The sequence below is a fragment of the Natronorubrum sulfidifaciens JCM 14089 genome (assembly GCF_000337735.1).
In the GTDB taxonomy this organism is placed as follows: Archaea; Halobacteriota; Halobacteria; order Halobacteriales; family Natrialbaceae; genus Natronorubrum; species Natronorubrum sulfidifaciens.
Window position 1 is genome coordinate 21,478 of the sequence record NZ_AOHX01000033.1, and the last position, 18,280, is coordinate 39,757.

Below are 18,280 nucleotides of genomic sequence, written 5' to 3' on the forward strand. Positions count from 1 at the left end.
GTCGGATCGTCGCCTTCACATCGAAATTAGTGAACAAATTGTGCAGAATCGAACCGTATCACTCGCAGCGTATATCTGAGCTTTCTAGGAACGATGGATCATCACCTAAGACTCCGTACTCGAAGAGAATACGAAGACAGATTTCCCCGGTTTCGGTCCCACCAATTCCGATTAATTCGCCTCTCGTTGGCCGATCATCGACTACCCCGTGAATTGCGATTGGATCGAAGTTCTCAGGTGCTTCTCTTATCACAGACTCACGAGTCTGTGGCTCCACTTCGTGAGATTCCCAATCGTCAACTCCCGTTGACGTTTCAACGGCGTAATGAAACGTCTGATGATCGGTTGTTCCGTTTGCGAGTTCAACTTCCAACTGAGCTATCGTGGCCGAATCCTCGCCAATATAACTACACCCGGATAGCAGTGTGATCGTGGCGGTGCTACCAACCAAGAACCGCCGACGGGTAGAGGGCATTGATCGAGTAATTCCAGTGATGTGTCCTCAGTCTTCTTGTTTGCTAATCCTCGCAGATCGCCTATCAATCTGTGCCACATTCGCGCCCTACATTCAGCACGACTCCTGAAACCGATCACCTTCCAAGTACTTCGACAGAGTCCCGCGCTCCGGTCCGCTATCCCCGATACTCGGCCAGCACGAACGGCACCGAACTCCCCAGCGGATCGTCGACGACCCGTTCCCAGACGATTGCAAAGTCCGCCGCCTCGAGTGCGTTCCGAGTCTGACGGCGGCCGGGCGTGCTGAAAAACATCGACTGGTCGCTTCCGAGCCAGTTGCGCTGGACTGTTTCGTAGCGACTCGAGCCAACCGTTGCGAGGAGTCGCCCGCCCGACCGGAGGACGCGAGCGAACTCGTCGTAGACGGCCGGGTGCTCGCTCTGGGGAACGTGGAAGACGGCGTGGTAGGCCGTAATCGCGTCGACCGAATTTGCGGCCAGCGGCAGCCTCGTCATCTCGCCGTGAATTAGGTGGGCTTCGGGGACGTTTTCGGCCGCCAACTCGAGTTGCCGGCTCGAGAGATCGAGCCCGATCCGCTCGACGCCCGTGAGGTTCGCAAGCGTTCGCAGCCCGTCGCCACAGCCGACATCGAGGACGGTCGCCTCGTCGGGCAGCGTCTCGAGGAGGTCGTCGATCAGGGCGGCGTCCGCGCCATCGGCGCGGCGGGCGCTGGCGTAGTCGTCGGCGACGGCGTCCCACGCGCGTCTGATGTCTCGCCGGTCCATAGTCGGATGACGGGCGAAGTGGGTATGGCGTTGGTGCCAAACGAGTGGTGTTCGCGTCGATTCCCGTTGCCTGTGTTGGCCGCGCGCTCTTATCATCCGAGGTCGTAGCACCGTCGATGCATTACCATGACGCCTCGCGGCTGGCGGCCGTTCTCGCAGATCTTCGTGATCGCGGCTACCACTGTCCGGAGCCGGCTGACGACGAGCTGTCGGCGGTGGCGACCGACGGCGACCACCCGATCGACGGCTCCGACGACCCGCTGTCGGTCGAACGGGCTCGAGACGTCACGCCGCTGTCGCTCGTCAGTCATATTGGGGCTGCCGCCGACGCCGGTCGGGTGCCGGTGCTCGTTGTCGACAAATGGGATCTCGCGGACGTACGGGAGATTCTCGGCGAGCCGTTCTTGCTCCGAGGGCGTTCGGACGGTCGACGCCAGTTCTACTCGATTCCGGATCGGATCGCGCTCACCGACGGGCGATACGCCTGCGTGCGAACCGACACCGAACCGCGATGGCAGGAGGAATCGCCGGCAATGATGTCGGTCGACGACGACCGCGACCGAACCGGGACCGACGAGCCACGGCTCGTCCTCGAGGCCGACGGGTCGGTCCAGGCCGGCCTTGAGGCCGGCACGCTGACCTGTCCCGGCCCCGATCCGGCGGTGTTCCCGTACCGGTACAGTCGCGGCACGGATAGACGCATCCACGTCTTCGATCAGGATCGCGAGGTCGGTCGCTACGCCGGTATCGCGGCGATGCGCGCCAACGCTTATCGGCCGGTGGCGATGCCACTGGTACCCGAACGCCACGTCAGAACGGGCGGGCAACTGGCTCGCGATGTGACTCTCGCGACCGTGGCGCCCGACGGCGTCGCGTACGAACAGCCCTGAGCGCCGATGGTGGTCCTCAATAGTCGTCGTTGTGGTGACCATCTTGGCAAAAGACCTATCGCCCCGTCGGCCATCCCCTCACGTATGACCGACGACGTTGCGGTTGATTTCGGCGAGAACGGACTCGTCCCCGCCGTCGCACAGGACGCCGACACCGGCGAGGTACTGATGCTCGCGTACGTCTCGCCGGAGGCCCTCGAGCGCACTCGAGAAACCGGCGTCGCCCACTACTACTCGCGCAGCCGAGACGAACTCTGGCAGAAAGGGAAGACCAGCGGCCACACACAGGCCATCGAGGAGGTGCGAGTCGACTGTGACGCCGACACGCTACTGTATCTGGTTGACCAGGAAGGCGGTGCCTGCCACACTGGCCACCGGTCGTGTTTTTACCGGACGATCGACGGCGAGAACGTCGGCGAGAACGTGTTCGATCCCGACGCCGTCTACGACGACTAATCACAGATGAGCGAACGCGTTCACCACCCTGACGCGGACGCTAGCGACGACAGACAGACGCCACTCGAGGCCCTCGAGTCGGCCCGCGAGCGATTCGCCCGGATCGAACAGCGAATCGACGACCACGGTGGCGAGGCGGTGGCCGACGCCGCCGACGCCTACCGCGATGCGACCCGTTTGCTCGAGTCCTACGTCGACCGGGCGACGGGCACCGGGCGGGAGAACTTCAAGGCCTACATCGAACTCGAGGGCAAGTTCGATACGCTGGTTACGAGCCTGCCCGACGATCTGCGTGGCCGGGCGGCGTTCGAGGATGCCCTCGAGGCGATCGACAAACGCCGACTCAGTGAGTCGGATTTCGAACGCGCCCATGCAGCCCTCGAGCCTGCGGCCCAGTATGCCGACCTCCTCGACGAGCGCGAGGCCGCCCGCGAGGCAATCGCCGACGCGCGCACGGCTGGCGCGAAACGTCTGCGCGACCTCGAGGACGAACTCGACGAGCGCGAACGACTACTCGAACTCGCCAGCGCCGACCTCGAGGCCCCCGTCGAGGAGCTTCGCGAGCCGATCGAGGCGTACAACGACGCGATCGAAACCGCGTTCGAGGCGTTTCGACTCGAGGCCTCGGCCCGCGAGGTGTTCGCGTTGGTCGAACGCAGCCGCTGGTACCCGTTCGTCCCCTACGAGCAGCCCCCGACTGATCTGGCCGACTACGTTCAGGACGACCCGGCCGGCGAGTACACGATTCCAGAGCTGCTCGAGTACGCGAACTATTCGCATTCGAAACTCTCCCACTACGTTGAGAGCGCTGACGAACTCAAACGTCGAGTCGCGACCCAGCAGACGTATCTCGACGGGATCGATGCCGAGCCACTAACGATTTCGTGGCCGCCGGCCGAAGCGGGAGTACTCCGGCGACAGATACGCGAGATCCGTCCGTTCGTCGCTCGTGTCGCCGACGAGGACGTTGTCGCCCACCTCCGATCCATCCGTCGGCTCACGACCGACCCCGAGTTCGACTACGATCGGCTGCAAACCGCCGCACAGGCCGTCGTCCAACTCACCCCCGACGAACGCGAGCGGCTTGCTGACGGCCAGATCGCGGGCGAACTCGAGACGCTTCGGGACGAACGCGACGCGCTCGAGGCGGCGCTCGAGGTTGACGATCCGGTCTGAGCCGGCACGGGCGGCGCGGGCGGCGCTCGAGTACGCACTCACGATTGTTCCCGACGCCGAAAGCACGGTGGTCAACGTGGTCGACGACCTCGATGTATCGGCTGCTTTTTTCGGTCCTCGAACGCAGGCTCAGGCGTCAGCTTTCGCGTCGGACAGCGTCTCGTACAGCTCGTTGGCGAGTTCGCGGGCGCGTTCGGTGTCGCGGGCCTCGGCGTACACTCGGACGAGTGGCTCGGTACCGGAGGGACGGGCGAGCACCCACGCGTCGCCGTGGTCGAGTCGGTAGCCGTCGCGGGTGTTGAGGTCGGCGTCGGACGACTGGGCGTGGTTTGCGGCGGCATCTAACATCGCATCGCGTTCGGCCGTCGACTCGTAGGCGAGGTTGTGTCTGACGTTCGCGTAGCCGTCGTAGGGGGCGACGATCTCGCTGACCGGGCGTTCCGCGACGAGTTCGAGGAACCGGGCTGCGGTGAACGCGCCGTCTCGAGTGAGCCGAAACGACGGGAAGAAGATCCCGCCGTTGCCTTCGCCGGCGATCGGCACGTGCTCGCCTTTCGCCTCGAGTTCCTCGATCCGGGTGATGATGTTCGTCGAGCCGATGGGGGTGAGTTCGAGTTCGGCCCCGACCTCGGTGACGACGTCGACCAGTCGTTGGGAGACGTTGACCGCCGAGACAGTCGTGTCGCCGGCCTCGAGTTCGGCGGCGGCGAGGGCAGCCAGCGTCGCGTCGCCGTTGACGTACGCGCCGGTTTCGTCGAAGAAGATGGCGCGGTCGGCGTCGCCGTCGTGGGCGATGCCGACATCGGCGTCGGTCGCTCGGACCAGTGTGCCCAACTCCTCGAGGTTGTCGGGGACGGGCTCGGGATTCCGGCCGGGGAACTTGCCGTCTGCTTGGCCGTTGACGGTGACGACACGACAGCCGAGTTTGCGGAAGAACTCGGGACTCGTGAGCGCGCCGGCACCGTGGCCGGGATCGAGCGCGACCGTCAGGTCGGCGTCGGCGATCGGCTCCCGGTCGGCCGCCGCGAGCAGTTCGTCGATATAGGTCGCTCTGACGCCGTCGACCGCTCGTGAGCGGCCGGTTTCGTCCCACGGCGCGACTGCAAAGCCTTCCGCGAGCAGCACCTGTTCGATCTCCTCAAGGTCGGAGACGACGAGTTCGATCCCGTCGCTGCCGACGAGTTTGACGCCGTTGTACTGGGGCGGGTTGTGCGACGCCGTGATCATCATGACGGGGACCCCTTCCCGATCGGCGTACGCCTGTGCGCCCGGCGTCGGGATAATCCCAAGGCGATCGACGTCTGTGCCCGTACTCGCCAGCCCACTTGCGGCCGCATCCGCGAGCATCCGTCCGGTATAGCGCGTATCGCGCGCGATCGCAACCCGGTCGGCTTCCCAAGCCGTTCCCGCCGCTTTCGCGACGCGCAGGACGAACGCGGGCGTCAGCTCTTCGTTGGCGACGCCCCGCGTCCCGCTTGATCCGAACACTTGCATTGTCCACTAGTCTGCGCGGCCACCTCAAAGGGATTCCGGAGCAGACAGAACGCTTTCGGGATGGGGGACTCGAGGTCTACGTATGCACTCGATCGAGGAGAAACGCGTCTACGGCGATCGTGCGGGAGCCATCGAGGCCTACGTCTCGAGTTCGATCGGCGTCGTCCGCGTCCGTGTTGCCGGCGACACCGTCGGCGAGTTCGGTCTCTGTGACCGCTGTACCGCCCGCGACATCGCAGCGACCGAGAGAGCGGTTGCGGTCGCAACCGACGAGGATGTCCGGCTGTTGGTGCCATCGGCCGACGATGACGAGTCGACAGCTGACGACCCGGCGATCGTCGAAACCGGCTTCGGCCCCGCAGTCGCTGTCGGTGCCGACGACGCAGGGCTGCTGGCAGCGAGCCCCGACGGCGGTATCGCTCGGCTGGAAGGGGAGTTGACGGCCGCCGACGGCGACTGGAACACGCTCGAGTCCGACGGCATCGGGACGGTTCGGGCGATCGACCGCGACCTCATCGGCACCGATAGCGGTGTCTACCGTGTCCACGACGGTGGACTCGACCACGCCGGTCTCACGGCCGTCCGGGATGTCTCCGCGGCGGGCGTCCCGCTCGCTGCGACCGCCGACGGCCTCTACAAACTCGGCAACGGCTGGATGGAGATCCTCGAGGGGTCCTTTGAGGTCGTCGCTGCGGACCCACACACCGACCCGGGACGGCTTACGCGCGCTCACGCGGTCTCCGGAGAAACGGTCTACGCCTACAGCGAGGACGGCTGGCAGGTGTACGACCGCTCGAGTGAACCCATCGTCGGCATCGGCTACGGCGAGACGTGCTATGCCGTCACCGAACGGGGCACGTTCTGCTCGGCCACGCCGGACGACGACACCGGCCAGTGGCGGTCACGAACGCTCGGGATCGGAGACGTGACGGGACTCGCTGTGTCGTGGTAGGCCGCCTCGAGTGCCGACGTGGGCGACGACTGGCACCTGTGTCGGTGCCGGACAGTTTAACTATCGTGAATTCGTTCGCTCCGAACATGAACGAACTTCCACGACGTAAACTCCTCGCCGTCACCGGGACTGCCCTGACCGGTGCCGTCGCCGGCTGTTCCGGCAGCGACGACGATCCGGACGACTCCACCGAGGCCGACGACCCGGATGCCGGTGACGAGGCCGACCCCGAACCGAGCGAAACGGACAGTTCGACCGGCGTCGCGGGCACCGTACTCGGTGATGTCATCGTCGACAACTCGGGCGAGACCGAACACACGGTCGATGTCCTCGTCGAGTTCGATCGCGAGATCGAAGCCTGGTCGACCGAGACGCTCGAGGCAAACGAGGACGTGACCCTCGAGCGGAACTGGCCGACCGATCCGGGCCAGTTTCGCGTGGTCGCCCGCCTCGATCAGGGCGAGCCCGTCGAGATCACGCCCGCCCGGTGGAACGACCCCGACTGTCTCAATCTCTACGTTCGAATCGGTCGAGAGGGGACACTGACGTTCCTGAGTGACACCAGCGGTGGCCCCTGTGGTGACGGCGACGCCGATATCGACGACGCCGAGGCGTAATCGCTCGAGCCACCACCACGACACTGCGAGTCACTCACGGTGTGCGCGAGAACGAAAACGGGTTTTATCCTTCGTCCAGTCCACTCGAGTATGACCACGATCGTCAGCGGTGCTGACTCACAGACGCTTGCCGCTGCGCTTGCCCGTGAACTCGACGTTTCGCTCGCCACTGCCGAGTACAACCGGTTTCCCGACGGCGAACTGCTGGCTGCTGCGCCCGACTTCGACGACGACCGCGCCATCATCGTCGCTTCGACCGTCTCGAGCGACGCCCACATGGAACTGCTCCAGTTGCAGGATGCCGTCCGCGAAGCCGGTGCCGAAGAGGTCGTCACCATCCTCCCGTACATGGGCTACGGCCGGCAGGACAAGGCGTTCGAGGCGGGCCACCCGATCTCCGCCCGTGCGGTCGCCCGTGCTATCTCGACCGGCGCGGATCGTGTGCTGACCGTCACGCCCCACGAAGAAGCAGTGTGTGAGTTCTTCGAACCGACGGCGACCGCCGTCGATGCGGCCGGCCGCCTCGCCGAACCGCTGCCAGACGACCTCGAGGACCCCGTCTTCCTCTCGCCCGACGCGGGCGCGATCGAACTCGCCGAGACGGTTCGTGACGCCTACGGCGACGGCGAGACGGACTACTTCGAGAAGAAACGCCACTCCGGCACCGACGTCGAGATCACCCCGAGCGATGTCGACGTGGCCGGCCGCGACGTCGTCGTCGCGGACGACATCATCGCGACCGGGTCGACGATGAGTGAGTCCGTCGCCGTCCTGCAAGAGCGTGGCGTCGGCCGCGTGTTCCTCACCTGCGTTCATCCGCTGCTCGCCGACAACGCAGTGACGAAACTCTCTCGAGCCGGTGTCGAGGCGATCTACGGCACGGATACGATCGAACGGCCGATGAGCGACGTCTCGGTCGCACCGTCGATCGCCGAACACCTCTAAACGACCGCGACGCGGCGGCGCTCGAGTGGGTGTAACTGTTAAGTCGCTTCACGTGACATTCTCACGCAGAGACGATTCGGTCCGGGCCAATGGGTACCTGCTGGTGGACTCGAGTAACCGGCCGTCGCCCGTGGGGGCAATCGAGGGAGTGAGACCTGATGCACGGAATCATCCACAAAACACTCGAGGAGTATGTCATCGCAAAGACCGACGAGGAGACGTGGGACTCGATCGTCGACCGCGCCGACATCGAGCCAACGCTGTATCTTCCCGTCTCGTCGTACGACGACGCCGAAATCGAGGCCGTCCTCGAGACGCTCTCGTCGCTGGCCGTCCAAAAACGCCGGCAGATCGAACGCGATTTCGGGCGAGCGCTCGCCCCCGAACTCCTGTCGACGTTCGCCGCCCACGTTCGCGACGATGGGGATCTGTTCGCCGTGCTTGAACGCCTCGAGTCGATCGTCGAGAGCGTCGACACGACGACGAACGCGAACGCAGTGCCAACCGTTTCGGGGACTCGAGAGTCGCCTGACTGCGTTCGTGTGACCTACCGAACCCACCGGGAGCCGTGTTACTGTGGGGTCGCACAGGGGATTCTCGAGGGGATGGCCGATACGTTCGAGACCGAGGCGACCGTCACCGAAACGGCGTGTGTCGCCGACGGCGACGAGACGTGTGTGTTTCGCGTGGAACGCGTGGAACGAGTGTAACGCCGGTGACTGACGGCTCGATATGCTGCCGTGGCTACTCGAGGTCCGGGGCCGTTATCGTCGTCGACCGAGCAGCGCAATCGCGAGTACCACTGCGAGCGCGACGACGCCGGCGACGCCGCCGAAGCCGGGCATCGACTCGAGGCCTCCGAGCACGCCACCGACGGTGACCGTCGTCGACTGCCCGCCGGCGACGATCTCGTAGCGTCCGTCCTCGCTGAACTGGAGGTCGACCTCGACAGTGCCGGTTTCGCCGGGTGCGAGCGCGATCGGCTGTCCGCTGACGGTCTCCGCGGCGGTTCGGAACTCGAGTGTGCCCGCTGCCGGATACTCGTCGCTCGTCGTCACCGTCGCCGTCGCCGTCACCGACTCGCCGGGGTCGACGCTGTCGGGGCTGACCTGTAGCTCGGTGACGGTCAAACTCGGTGCCGACCGAACGACGACAGTCAGTCGATCCGAGCCGATCCGGACGTCGTGGATACCGGGTTCCATCGGCGTCCACGACAGCGTCTCGTTCACCCGTGCACCGCCCTCGAGGTGGGTCTGTGTGTGCGCCATGATTTTCCCGTCAACCTGTAGCGTCGCATCCGCGGTGCCGGCTCGAGTGTCGACGTTCTCGACCGTGACTGGAACCGTGACGCGCTCGCCGGCCGGCACCGCCAACACGCCACGGTCGGTCGCGCTGTCTGCGGTTTGCGTATCGAGACTACCGATGTCGGCGCGATCCCAGCGCTCCCACGGTTGGTCGCTAACCCTGATCGAGTCCACCCCAACTCCGTACGCGATGGTCGCCCGCGGCTGGTCGAATGCGGCCCGGTGTTCGAAGCGGTTCCACGCCTCCGGCGTCTCGTCTGTGCGGGTGTATCGATCGGCACGGTCTCGAACGGTCGGTCCGCCCGCAGCCTCGAGCGCCTCGAGGAACTCGGCCTCGCTCACCCGCTCGTCGCGAGCGTTCAGCGTCCGGAACACGTCGTCGAGGCTTCGGTCGCCCTCGGTCGCGAGCCGGAGCTGTCGATCCAGGTCGCCGTACACCAGCGCCCCTTTCAGGTAGTCCGCGTTGCTGTCGCCCCAGGTCGACGGCTCGGTGAGGACGGCGTCCGACGCGGGCGACTCCGCACCACGCTCGAGTGAGCGACGGAACTCACGGAACGTGATCAGCTCCTGTTCGTACGCGAGCAGGGCCGCGTAGTACTCCGCTTGCGCTTCGACGAGCCATCTGCTATCGCTTGCAGTCCCGACGTCTGGGTTGGCAAATCGCTGTCTGACGTGGACGTACTCGTGGAGCCAGACGTTCGTCGCCGTCTCGAGCGGTGCGTCGGCGACGACCCACGCGTCGCTGGGGCCGTACTGCATCCCGCGTGACCCCCAGTCGACGTCGCTCGGCACGGCGACCATGACAGCCTCGGTAGCGCTCGAGCCCACGTCGAGACGCCCGCTTGCGGCCTCGAGGCTGTCGAGGATCTCGGTCGGTCGCTCTCGAAGGTCGGCGGCCTCGAGCACGACCAGTCTGATCCGTTCGCCGTCGACGACGCGTTCGTGTTCGGTCACCGCCCCAAAGACGGCCAGCTCCGTGCCGGCTGCGCCGGGGCCGTCGACGGTGACCGTTTCCTCGATACCGATCGGGTCGCTGGTCGCCGTCCGATAAGAGAGGCCCACGGTGGGGACCTGAACCACGCCCCACTCGCCGGTCTCGAGGAAGGCGTAGCCGCCCTCGCCGTCGCTTGTTGGTGCCGTCGCCGCCTCTGTTTCGGCGACGGGCTGGGCCGCGTGGCCGTCGATCGCCCCTGTTCGGTTCGCCGGCATGGTAAACCGAACAGTCGGCGACTCGGTCGTCTCGTCCCACCGGTACGTTCCTCGATCGGTCGCCTCGAAGCCCGCAGCGGTGTGGACCTCGGCTTCCGACTCGAGGTCGATCTCGAGGGCGGTCATCGACTCCGGCACGTCGAACGTCATCTCGGTTTCGAACGTCCCCGGTTGTGCCGGGAGCTGTCGGAGCGTCGTCGTCCGCTCGAGAACGTCGTTCGTGCTGGACAGGCTGGCTGTCGACCCGCTGTTCACGCTGGGAACGCTCGCGGCGTCGCCATCGGCCGTGTCAGTCTCGGGAGCTATCTGCGACCCGCCGGCACCGGCGACACCCGCAGGGAGTGCGGTGAGCAGTAATACGACGAGCACGACGGCGACTCGAGTGGTCACTACCTTGCTCTGTCGAGTCCGCGATGATGACTGTTACGGCACAGAGACTGTCTGGCAAAAACCCACCTCGCTCCGCTCGGCGCGCTACTTCGACGCGTCCGCAGCCGCCAGCGGCTCGAGTGCGATTTCCATCATTACACCTTCGACCTCCCACTCCTTGCGAGCGCCGTTGTCGACCTCGAGGTCGCCCAGTTCGTCGGCACGGACTTCCTCGCGGATGAGGGCCTCGCGCTCGCTGACGAGGTCGGCGACGCGGTCGTCGTCGATCGCGAGGTCCAGTGCGATCCGTTCTTCGACGTCTAAGTCGAGGTCTTTGCGCATCTCCTGGACACGGCGGATGACCTCGCGGGCGTAGCCCTCGCTTTCGATATCCTCGGTCAGCGAGGCGTCGACGTAAACGACGCCGCGGTCGTCGTTGTCGAGGCCGAACGCGGTGCCGGCGACACCGTCGGGCGTCTCGGTGACAAAGGAGACCATTGCCTCGGTGATCGACTCGTCGTCTTCGAGCACGTCCGAGACGGCCTCTTCGAGTGCCTCGAGGGTCGTCTCCTCGATACGGGCCTCGTTGAGCGCGGTCATGACCTCGCCAGCGCGGCCACCGAAGGCCGGGCCGAGCTCGCTCATGTCGGCTTCGGCGCTGTAGTCGAGTTCGCCCCACTGACTGTCGGGTGAGACGAGTTCGATCTCGCGGGCGTTGAGTCGCTCCTCGAGCAGCGTCGTGTGTCGCTCGACAGCTTCGACGACGCGCTGGTCGTCAGCTGCGACGACGACCCGTGGGACGGGCCAGCGCAGCTTGCGACCGGCCTGCTGGCGCGCGTTCGCGCCGGCTTCTTCGATCGCTCGCAGCAGGGCAACGTCCTCCTCGAGCTGTTCGTCGACCCAGTACTCCTCGACGGCCGGCCAGTCTTCCATGTGGACGGTGTCGTGGTCGGCCTCGCCGGCGAGCGTGCCGTAGATCTCCTCGCTGACGAACGGCGCGAACGGGGCCAGCAGAGTGACGCTCTCCCGGAGCACCCGGTAGATCGTCGCGTAGGCGGCCGTTTTGGAGCCGCTGTCCTCTTCATCCCACATCCGTTCGCGGACGGCCTGGATGTAGAATCGGGAGACGTCCTCGACGACGAACTCGAGCAGGGCCTCGAGGGCGCGGTCTTGTCGGAACGCCTCTAAGTGCTCGGTCATCTCGGCTTTGGTGGCCTGCAGGCGGGCGAGGACCCACTCATCGACCAGTTCGAGGTCGTCGTCGACCGACTCGAGGTCCGTCTCGGACGGTTCGAAGCCGTCTAAGCGCATGTACGGCAGTGGGAACCGGAAGACGTTCCACAGCGTCCGGAGGTGGTTCTCCATCGTCCCCATCTCGTCCCACGAGAAGCGCATGTCGTCGCCCTGTGGGTTCGCAGACAGGAGGAACATCCGCATCGCGTCGGAGCCGTGGCGCTCGATCGCCACGTCGGGCTCGACGACGTTGCCGACGGATTTGGACATCTTGCGGCCGTCTTCGTCCAGTGCGTGGCCGTGCATGAGGACCTTGTCGTAGGGGATCTCGCCCATCGCGGCGGTGCCCATCCCGAGCTGGGACCAGAACCAGCCGCGGGTCTGGTCGTGGGCCTCGAGGATGAGGTCGGCGGGCCAGAGTTCGTCGAATCGGCTGTCGTCGGATGGGAAATCAAGGGTGCCCCACGACGCCACCGAGGAGTCGAGCCAGACGTCGAAGACGTCGGGAACGCGGGTGTAGGTCGTGCCGTCCTCGGTGATCGTGAGATCGTCGACCGTGTCCTTGTGGAGGTCGACGGCCTCGGGGTCGACATCTTGGTCGACCCGTTCGGCGAGTTCCTCGCGGGTTCCGACGACGATCATGTCTTCATCGTCATCGCGGTCTTCGGGGGTCCAGACCGGCAGCGGGATGCCCCAGTAACGCTGGCGCGAGACGTTCCAGTCCGGGGCCTCTTCGACGAAGTCCCGGAACCGGTTGTCGCGAGCCCACTGTGGGTACCACTCGCTGTCCTCGATGTTGTCGAGGAGTTCGTCTTTGACGTCCGTGATCGTGATGAACCACTGGTCGGTGACGATCTGCAGGATGCCCGTATCACACCGCCAACAGTGGCCGTAGCTGTGATTGACTGTGCCCGAGGCGAGCAACGCGCCGTTTGCCTCGAGGTCGGCCATGATCTCGTCGTCGGCCTCTTTGACGAACTGGCCCTCGTACTTTCCGGCCTCGTCGGTGTAGACGCCGTCGCCGCCGACGGGACAGAAGATCGGGAGCTCGAGTTCGGTGCCGCGGTAGAAGTCCTCCTCACCGTGGCCGGGTGCGGAGTGGACGAGTCCGGTACCGCTTCCGTGGGTGTCGACGTAGTCGCCGGCATACACTTCGAACACGCCCTCGCCGTCGACGTGGTCGGGCACCTCCTCGGCGAGTGGGTGCTCGTAGGACCAGCCAAGCAGGTCCTCACCGGTCAGCTCTTCGACGACCTCGTAGTCGTCGTAGCGCCCTTCTTTGAGGACGTCCTCGTGTTTGGCTTCGGCGACGTACAGCAGTTCCTCCTCGCCATCTTTTTCCGCGCGCACGCCGACGTAGTCGCCCTCCTCGTCGACGGCAACGAACGTGTTCGCCGGAATCGTCCACGGCGTCGTCGTCCAGATGACGATCGAGCCCTCGCGGTCCTCGAGATCAAATTTGACGTAGATCGAGGGGTCCTCGACGTCCTCGTACTCGACTTCGTTGTTCGCGATTGCGGTCTCACAGCGTGGACACTGCGAGATCGAGCGATGGCCCTGCTCGACCAAGTCGCGGTCTGCAGCCTTCGAAAAGCCCCACCAGGCGGCTTCCATGTACTCGGGGCTGACCGTTCGGTAGGGGTTGTCCCAGTCCATCCAGACGCCGAAGGATTTGAAATCCGACTGGAGTCCCTCGAGTTGCTCGTCGGCGTAGTCTTTACACTCCTGAATGAAGTTCTCCTCGCCGAACTCCTCGATGTCTTTTTTGTTCTCGAAGCCGAGTTTTTCCTCGACTTTGGTCTCGATCGGGAGGCCGTGCATGTCATAGCCCGGTCGGTCGGTGACGTCGTACCCCTGCATGCGCAGGAAGCGGATGTAGACGTCTTTCAGGGACTTGTTCCACGTCGTCCCCATGTGTGCCGACCCCGACGTGTACGGCGGGCCGTCGACGAAGAAGAACGATTCACCGTCGGAGCGATGCTCGACCGTCTGCTCGTAGGCGTCGACGTCGTCCCAGTAGTCGAACACCCGTTGCTCTAAGGCGTGGGGATCGTACTGGTCGTCGACCTCGCCGAACCTGCTCATACGTGACGTAACTGGCTGGGATAGTAAAGAGGAATCGATATGCGAGGTTCGACTGCGGGGGACGATCGGTCGCCATCGATCGTTCGGTGTGTCTATGGGACGGCACTCGAAACAGCCACCGTATGGATGCACGTGACGCGATTGACGTCCTCTTCGATCAGGAGGTTCTGAAACTCATCACGATCGCCGTAGTTGGTTGGTGGCTGCTCAACGCGAGTGTAACGGGCGGGGCCAGTGGGAGTGTCGGGGTCGGAACCGCCGCACCGCTGCGATTCCTCTATGACGGACTGGTCACACTCACGTGGCTCACTGGCACCGTCATCTACTACGGTGGCGTTCTCGCGTTGCTCGTCAAACTCGTCTACGAAGCGTCCCGCCGGGCCAACTCGAGCTAGCTCGAGCGAATCGACACAAAGAGCTTCTGATAGCCGATCCCGTAGAGCCCAGCATACAGCATGACCATGCCGAGCGCAGCGAGCCAGATGCCGACCATTGCCTCGCCCGAGCCGAGGTGCTGGACACTCGCGTACTCAGCAGCGATGCCGCCTGCGGTCAACACGCCACCGATAATCGTGTAGGCAACAAGCGGGAGTAGTTCGACGACTAGTTCCGGGGCAGCCGATCCCATACAGGGTGGAGAACCACCCAGTAAAGGTAAATCTGTCCCCTCGAGAAGGACTCGAGTTCGTGCCAGCTATAGTAACAACTGAAACGATTTACACACTGACCGCACAGCCGTCGTGCGGCCAGGTGTGCAGTGACTTTCAGTGGCTACTATAACGTGTTCGAGACCAACCACTCGACTGTGTCTCCGTCCAATTCCGATCCGAACGCGGCCGGCGCGTCCGATGGCGACTCGACGCGAGCGCCCGCGTTCCCGACCACGCGAAACGTGATCGAACCTGACTGCGACCGCTGTCCGGCGCTCGCCGCGTGTCGCGAGCGCATCTCGTGGGGGACCGGCCCGCTCGAGGCGACCGTGGTGGTCGTCGGGGAAGCGCCCGGGTACGGCACCCCCGACGCCGACCGCTGGCGGGGCGGCAACTGGACCGGGAAAGCCTACACCTCCCGTCACTCTGGACGGCGTATCCGGCGCATGCTCGCCCAACTTGGCTACGACGAGACGGCTTACTATACTAACGCCGTCAAATGTTTTCCGGCAAGCGAGGAGCCGACATCCAACCGTGAGCCGACGGCCGACGAACGCGAGACCTGTCGCGACCACCTGCTGGCAGAACTCGAGGCCATCGACCCGGACGTGGTGCTCGCGACCGGCAAACACGCGACGAAAACGGTGCTCGCCGCCGAGGGCCGGGGCCTCGAGGGCTTTCTCGAGCACGTCCTCGAGCCGACGTGGTGTGACCGCCTCGATGTCTGGCTCGTCCCGATTCTCCACCCCTCGTATCAAGACGTCTGGATCGGGCGTTTGGGGTACGAGCCGGAGGGGTATCTCGAGGCGATCGGGGAGATACTCGAGAACTGTCGCGAAACGACGGGCGGGGACTCGGCGGGTCATTGACCCTACTGCGGACTCGAGGGTCGACGACGGTGCTCGAGTTGTATGGCCGACGATTCGTGGCTACCCCTGTGTCGTCATCGTCGGCTTGAGTGCGGGTGGGACGATGTCCCAGCGATCCGCAGTGACGCCGTCGACGCCGAGTTCGTGGAGGGTACGGACATCGTCGACCGTCCGCGCGGCTTTCCAGGCGATGACGTTTAGGTCGTGCTCGCGTGCGTTTGGAACCACGTCCGTCTCGACACAGAGGTCGTAGTGGGGGAAGACGTGCGTGCAGTCGTACTCGAGCGCCCGCGAGAGGTTGGTTTCGGGTTCTTCGCCGAAGAGCAATCCGTTGGGAACGTCGAGACAGGCCGCGTCGATCTCTGCGATCGCGTCGGGCAGAAACGACGAGACGCGGACGTCCGCGCCGGCCGCCATCGCCAACTGCAACGTATCCGCCGCGATCTCTCGCTCTTTGAGTTCGAGTTGGACGGTGACGTCGTCGGGCACGGCTCGTAACACCGACTCGAGGCGCGGAATCGATTCCGCCGAGTCGAGGACGGTGAGTTCTTGCAGCTCGGACCACGACGTCTCCGCGACTCGCCGGTCGACGTCGGCGACGCGCTCGAGCGTCTCGTCGTGTACGACGACCAGTTCACCCGAGCCACACCGTCGCACGTCGACCTCGACGGCGGGCAGTCGGCGGGCGGCTTCACGGATCGCAAGAAGAGTGTTCTCTGGGCACTGTGCTGCACAGCCACGATGGCCGATAATCTCCATCTACCGAGACCGCAGGAGCCAGTCCCCATCAATATTTTCTTTTCTCCGCAATCAAGTGGTTGATCGTACAGAATCTACCATCTTTTGTACTGTCTCGAGCACCGACAGTCGGTGACGGGAGTTCGTCGGGACAGCCCTCTCGTTGGCCGTCGATCACGCACACTGTATCCGCTCGGACGCGAGCCACGCTCGAGCGCGCTCTAAGTCGGCCGGACGGTTGACCTCGACGTGACGGGTGGCCGGGATCAACAGCGGCTGTGTCGGCGTCTGTGGGTAGATGTAGGGGTACCAGTCACCGAGCCGTGCTTGGAGGACTCGAATCGCTGCCGGGCGGTGGGTGTGGCTCACGATGCCGAAGCCGGCGTGCTGGTGGCCCTCGATGAGCCCGTAGGCCGTCACGCGTCCCGAGCCGTCCCAGCGGATCGCGGTCGCGTCGTTCTGGAGGCCCGGAATGCAGCCGACGAGGTTGAGCCGCCCTCTGAGTGCGTCGAACTGCTCGGTCAGCCGTCCGATCTCGCGTTCGTCGACGAGGATGTCGCCGTTGAGCACCAACAGGTCGTCGTCGATGCGTCTGAGCGCGAGAAGCAACGACGCGGCGTTCTCGTATCGGTCCCAGTCCTCGAGGACGATCGGGTCGTCGGGATCGTACCGCTCGAGAACCGTCTCGTGGCGATAGCCAAGCACGATACTCGTCCCGTCGACGTGTGGCTCGAGTAAGCCGCGCTGGCGGTCGTACAGCGTTCGCCCGTCGAACTCGAGGAACGCTTTCGGGACATCGTCGGTGTGATGGCCCATCCGTTTGCCCTCACCCGCGGCCAAGATCACTGCGTGCATCGCAGCACCTCCTCGGCGGCTCGTTCGCCTGCTCGGCCGTCCATCGGGATGCCGAGGTCTTCGAGCCACGCCTCGCGTCGGCGGGCAACGGCCTCGGGTTCGCCGTCGTGATAGAGGTCGTCGACGAGTTCGACCTCGAGTGTGTCCGTCGTTGCGCCGATCTGTGGCACCTCGCGGTCCGGCGCGTCGATGTCGGTCAACTGGATCAGCGGCCGGCCCGTGTGGAGCCACTCGGCGATCGACCCCGAGTAATCCGAGATGAGCACGTCCGAGCGGCGCATGCTCTCGGCGGGCGTCGTGGTCGTATCGAAAACGACGTTCGGGAGTTCTGCGATTCGGTCGCGACAGGCCTCTGTGATGGCCAGTCCCGGCCCCTCGCGTCGGTCGGTCGGGTGGGGCCGAAAGAGCAGTTCGTATTCGGTGTCGGCGAAACACTCGAGGACCGAGCGAGCCGTGTTCGCGTACGCGCCCTGCCCGACCTTGTAGTTGGTCGGCGCGTACAGCACCCGCCGGTCGCGAGGCGGCGGCGAATCGACCAGCACGTCGGCTTCCGGAATGCCGACGACGGCGACGCGAACGTCCGGCGGGGCAGCCTCCCGGTATGCCCGTGCCCACCGCTCGCCGGGAGCGAGTGCGGTGTTGACGTGCGCTAAGATCGTCGTCGCCGTCACGGATCGCTCGCCGCGCCCGATCGACGCCCCGTGGCGGACGTGCACGAGCGGGTACTCCTCGTAGAACGTGAAGCGCTCGATGCCGAACCGGTGGTTGTAGACGACCACGGCGGGGTCGATCGCCCGCACGTTCTCGTCGACCGCGCCGGGGTCGTCCACTTCGATTTCGTCGATGCGGTCGCTACAGCCGCGGGCGTCCGCTCGAACCGGGACGTACGCCGACTCGCTGTCGACGTGACGGTCGATCGCTTCGAACGTCTTTCGCATGAACGGTCGCTCGATGGCGTACAGTATCGTACACATCCTGTAATTCTCCTGTCCCGCACGTGGTGTGCGACGGCTCCAGCGACACTCCAGATGGGGACCTCGAGAGCGCTCGACACCGGTCGACGACGTGGCAAGCCGCCGACTCGAGTAAACGACACAGCCGAGTACGCCGACGACTACTATAGTGCTTTCAGTACCTCTCTTGTGCACACAGTCTGTCCATCCAACACCAACCGAGCGATACAGATTTCCTCGAGTC

Annotated in this window: 17 protein-coding genes; 9 read left to right on the forward strand and 8 right to left on the reverse strand. The window is 64.9% G+C overall.

Annotation, left to right across the window (positions count from 1 at the left end; translation table 11 throughout):
- Window positions 1-632: 632 nt before the first annotated feature.
- The gene (locus C495_RS07735; RefSeq protein WP_008161658.1) at window positions 633-1,241 is read right to left on the reverse strand and encodes a class I SAM-dependent methyltransferase; all 609 of its coding nucleotides are present in this window, start codon (window positions 1,239-1,241) and stop codon (window positions 633-635) included.
- Between the two features lie 116 nt (window positions 1,242-1,357).
- Here C495_RS07735 and C495_RS07740 point away from each other — a divergent pair, with 116 nt between their 5' ends.
- The 3 genes from C495_RS07740 to C495_RS07750 all read left to right on the forward strand — a co-directional run bounded on the left by C495_RS07740 (window position 1,358) and on the right by C495_RS07750 (window position 3,763).
- A complete protein-coding gene (locus C495_RS07740) occupies window positions 1,358-2,131 on the forward strand; it encodes a hypothetical protein (RefSeq protein ID WP_152418885.1) in 774 nt (257 codons plus the stop codon).
- 84 nt (window positions 2,132-2,215) lie between these two features.
- Window positions 2,216-2,587 carry a phosphoribosyl-AMP cyclohydrolase gene (gene hisI / locus C495_RS07745; RefSeq protein ID WP_008161661.1) on the forward strand — a complete coding sequence of 124 codons (372 nt, stop codon included), beginning with the start codon at window positions 2,216-2,218 and terminating at the stop codon, window positions 2,585-2,587.
- 6 nt (window positions 2,588-2,593) lie between these two features.
- Window positions 2,594-3,763, forward strand: a complete 1,170-nt coding sequence (locus C495_RS07750) for a DUF7118 family protein (protein WP_008161662.1) — start codon at window positions 2,594-2,596, stop codon at window positions 3,761-3,763.
- Between the two features lie 129 nt (window positions 3,764-3,892).
- Here C495_RS07750 and glmM read toward each other — a convergent pair whose 3' ends face one another.
- The gene (glmM, locus tag C495_RS07755; protein WP_008161664.1) at window positions 3,893-5,257 is read right to left on the reverse strand and encodes a phosphoglucosamine mutase; all 1,365 of its coding nucleotides are present in this window, start codon (window positions 5,255-5,257) and stop codon (window positions 3,893-3,895) included.
- A gap of 82 nt (window positions 5,258-5,339) precedes the next feature.
- On the opposite strand from glmM, the gene C495_RS07760 reads away from it, so the two are divergent.
- The 4 genes from C495_RS07760 to C495_RS07775 all read left to right on the forward strand — a co-directional run bounded on the left by C495_RS07760 (window position 5,340) and on the right by C495_RS07775 (window position 8,481).
- Window positions 5,340-6,209 carry an HVO_0234 family beta-propeller protein gene (locus C495_RS07760; protein WP_008161667.1) on the forward strand — a complete coding sequence of 290 codons (870 nt, stop codon included), beginning with the start codon at window positions 5,340-5,342 and terminating at the stop codon, window positions 6,207-6,209.
- Window positions 6,210-6,295: 86 nt separating this feature from the next.
- The gene (locus C495_RS07765; RefSeq protein WP_008161669.1) at window positions 6,296-6,826 is read left to right on the forward strand and encodes a hypothetical protein; all 531 of its coding nucleotides are present in this window, start codon (window positions 6,296-6,298) and stop codon (window positions 6,824-6,826) included.
- A gap of 90 nt (window positions 6,827-6,916) precedes the next feature.
- Entirely contained in the window at window positions 6,917-7,771 is an 855-nt protein-coding gene (locus C495_RS07770) for a ribose-phosphate diphosphokinase (protein WP_008161671.1), read from the forward strand.
- Window positions 7,772-7,929: 158 nt separating this feature from the next.
- A complete protein-coding gene (locus C495_RS07775) occupies window positions 7,930-8,481 on the forward strand; it encodes a heme NO-binding domain-containing protein (protein ID WP_008161672.1) in 552 nt (183 codons plus the stop codon).
- A 54-nt stretch (window positions 8,482-8,535) separates the two neighbouring features.
- Here the strand turns inward: C495_RS07775 and C495_RS07780 are convergent, their stop codons facing one another.
- Together C495_RS07780 and ileS are read right to left on the reverse strand one after the other, a co-directional pair.
- Window positions 8,536-10,674: a M61 metallopeptidase family protein gene (locus C495_RS07780; protein WP_008161674.1), complete on the reverse strand. Its 2,139-nt coding sequence runs from the start codon at window positions 10,672-10,674 to the stop codon at window positions 8,536-8,538.
- An 84-nt stretch (window positions 10,675-10,758) separates the two neighbouring features.
- Complete coding sequence (gene ileS, locus C495_RS07785; RefSeq protein ID WP_008161676.1) at window positions 10,759-13,971, reverse strand: isoleucine--tRNA ligase; 3,213 nt, start codon at window positions 13,969-13,971, stop codon at window positions 10,759-10,761.
- A gap of 122 nt (window positions 13,972-14,093) precedes the next feature.
- On the opposite strand from ileS, the gene C495_RS07790 reads away from it, so the two are divergent.
- Window positions 14,094-14,366, forward strand: a complete 273-nt coding sequence (locus C495_RS07790) for a hypothetical protein (protein ID WP_008161678.1) — start codon at window positions 14,094-14,096, stop codon at window positions 14,364-14,366.
- Here the strand turns inward: C495_RS07790 and C495_RS07795 are convergent.
- Window positions 14,363-14,599 (reverse strand): hypothetical protein, encoded by a 237-nt coding sequence (locus C495_RS07795; RefSeq protein WP_008161681.1) that lies wholly within the window; start codon window positions 14,597-14,599, stop codon window positions 14,363-14,365. The two genes, C495_RS07790 and C495_RS07795, sit on opposite strands and share 4 nt — an antisense overlap.
- 177 nt (window positions 14,600-14,776) lie before the next feature.
- Between C495_RS07795 and C495_RS07800 the strand changes: the two genes are divergently transcribed.
- Entirely contained in the window at window positions 14,777-15,490 is a 714-nt protein-coding gene (locus C495_RS07800; RefSeq protein WP_049890210.1) for a uracil-DNA glycosylase, read from the forward strand.
- A gap of 60 nt (window positions 15,491-15,550) precedes the next feature.
- Here C495_RS07800 and C495_RS07805 read toward each other — a convergent pair whose 3' ends face one another.
- The 3 genes from C495_RS07805 to C495_RS07815 all read right to left on the reverse strand — a co-directional run bounded on the left by C495_RS07805 (window position 15,551) and on the right by C495_RS07815 (window position 18,057).
- Window positions 15,551-16,249, reverse strand: coding sequence for a glycerophosphodiester phosphodiesterase (locus C495_RS07805; RefSeq protein WP_008161685.1), 699 nt, complete (start codon window positions 16,247-16,249; stop codon window positions 15,551-15,553).
- Window positions 16,250-16,402: 153 nt separating this feature from the next.
- Window positions 16,403-17,083, reverse strand: a complete 681-nt coding sequence (locus C495_RS07810) for an NTP transferase domain-containing protein (protein ID WP_008161688.1) — start codon at window positions 17,081-17,083, stop codon at window positions 16,403-16,405.
- The gene (locus tag C495_RS07815; RefSeq protein WP_008161690.1) at window positions 17,071-18,057 is read right to left on the reverse strand and encodes a CDP-glycerol glycerophosphotransferase family protein; all 987 of its coding nucleotides are present in this window, start codon (window positions 18,055-18,057) and stop codon (window positions 17,071-17,073) included. Before C495_RS07815 ends, C495_RS07810 begins: the two co-directional genes overlap by 13 nt.
- Window positions 18,058-18,280 lie beyond the last annotated feature (223 nt).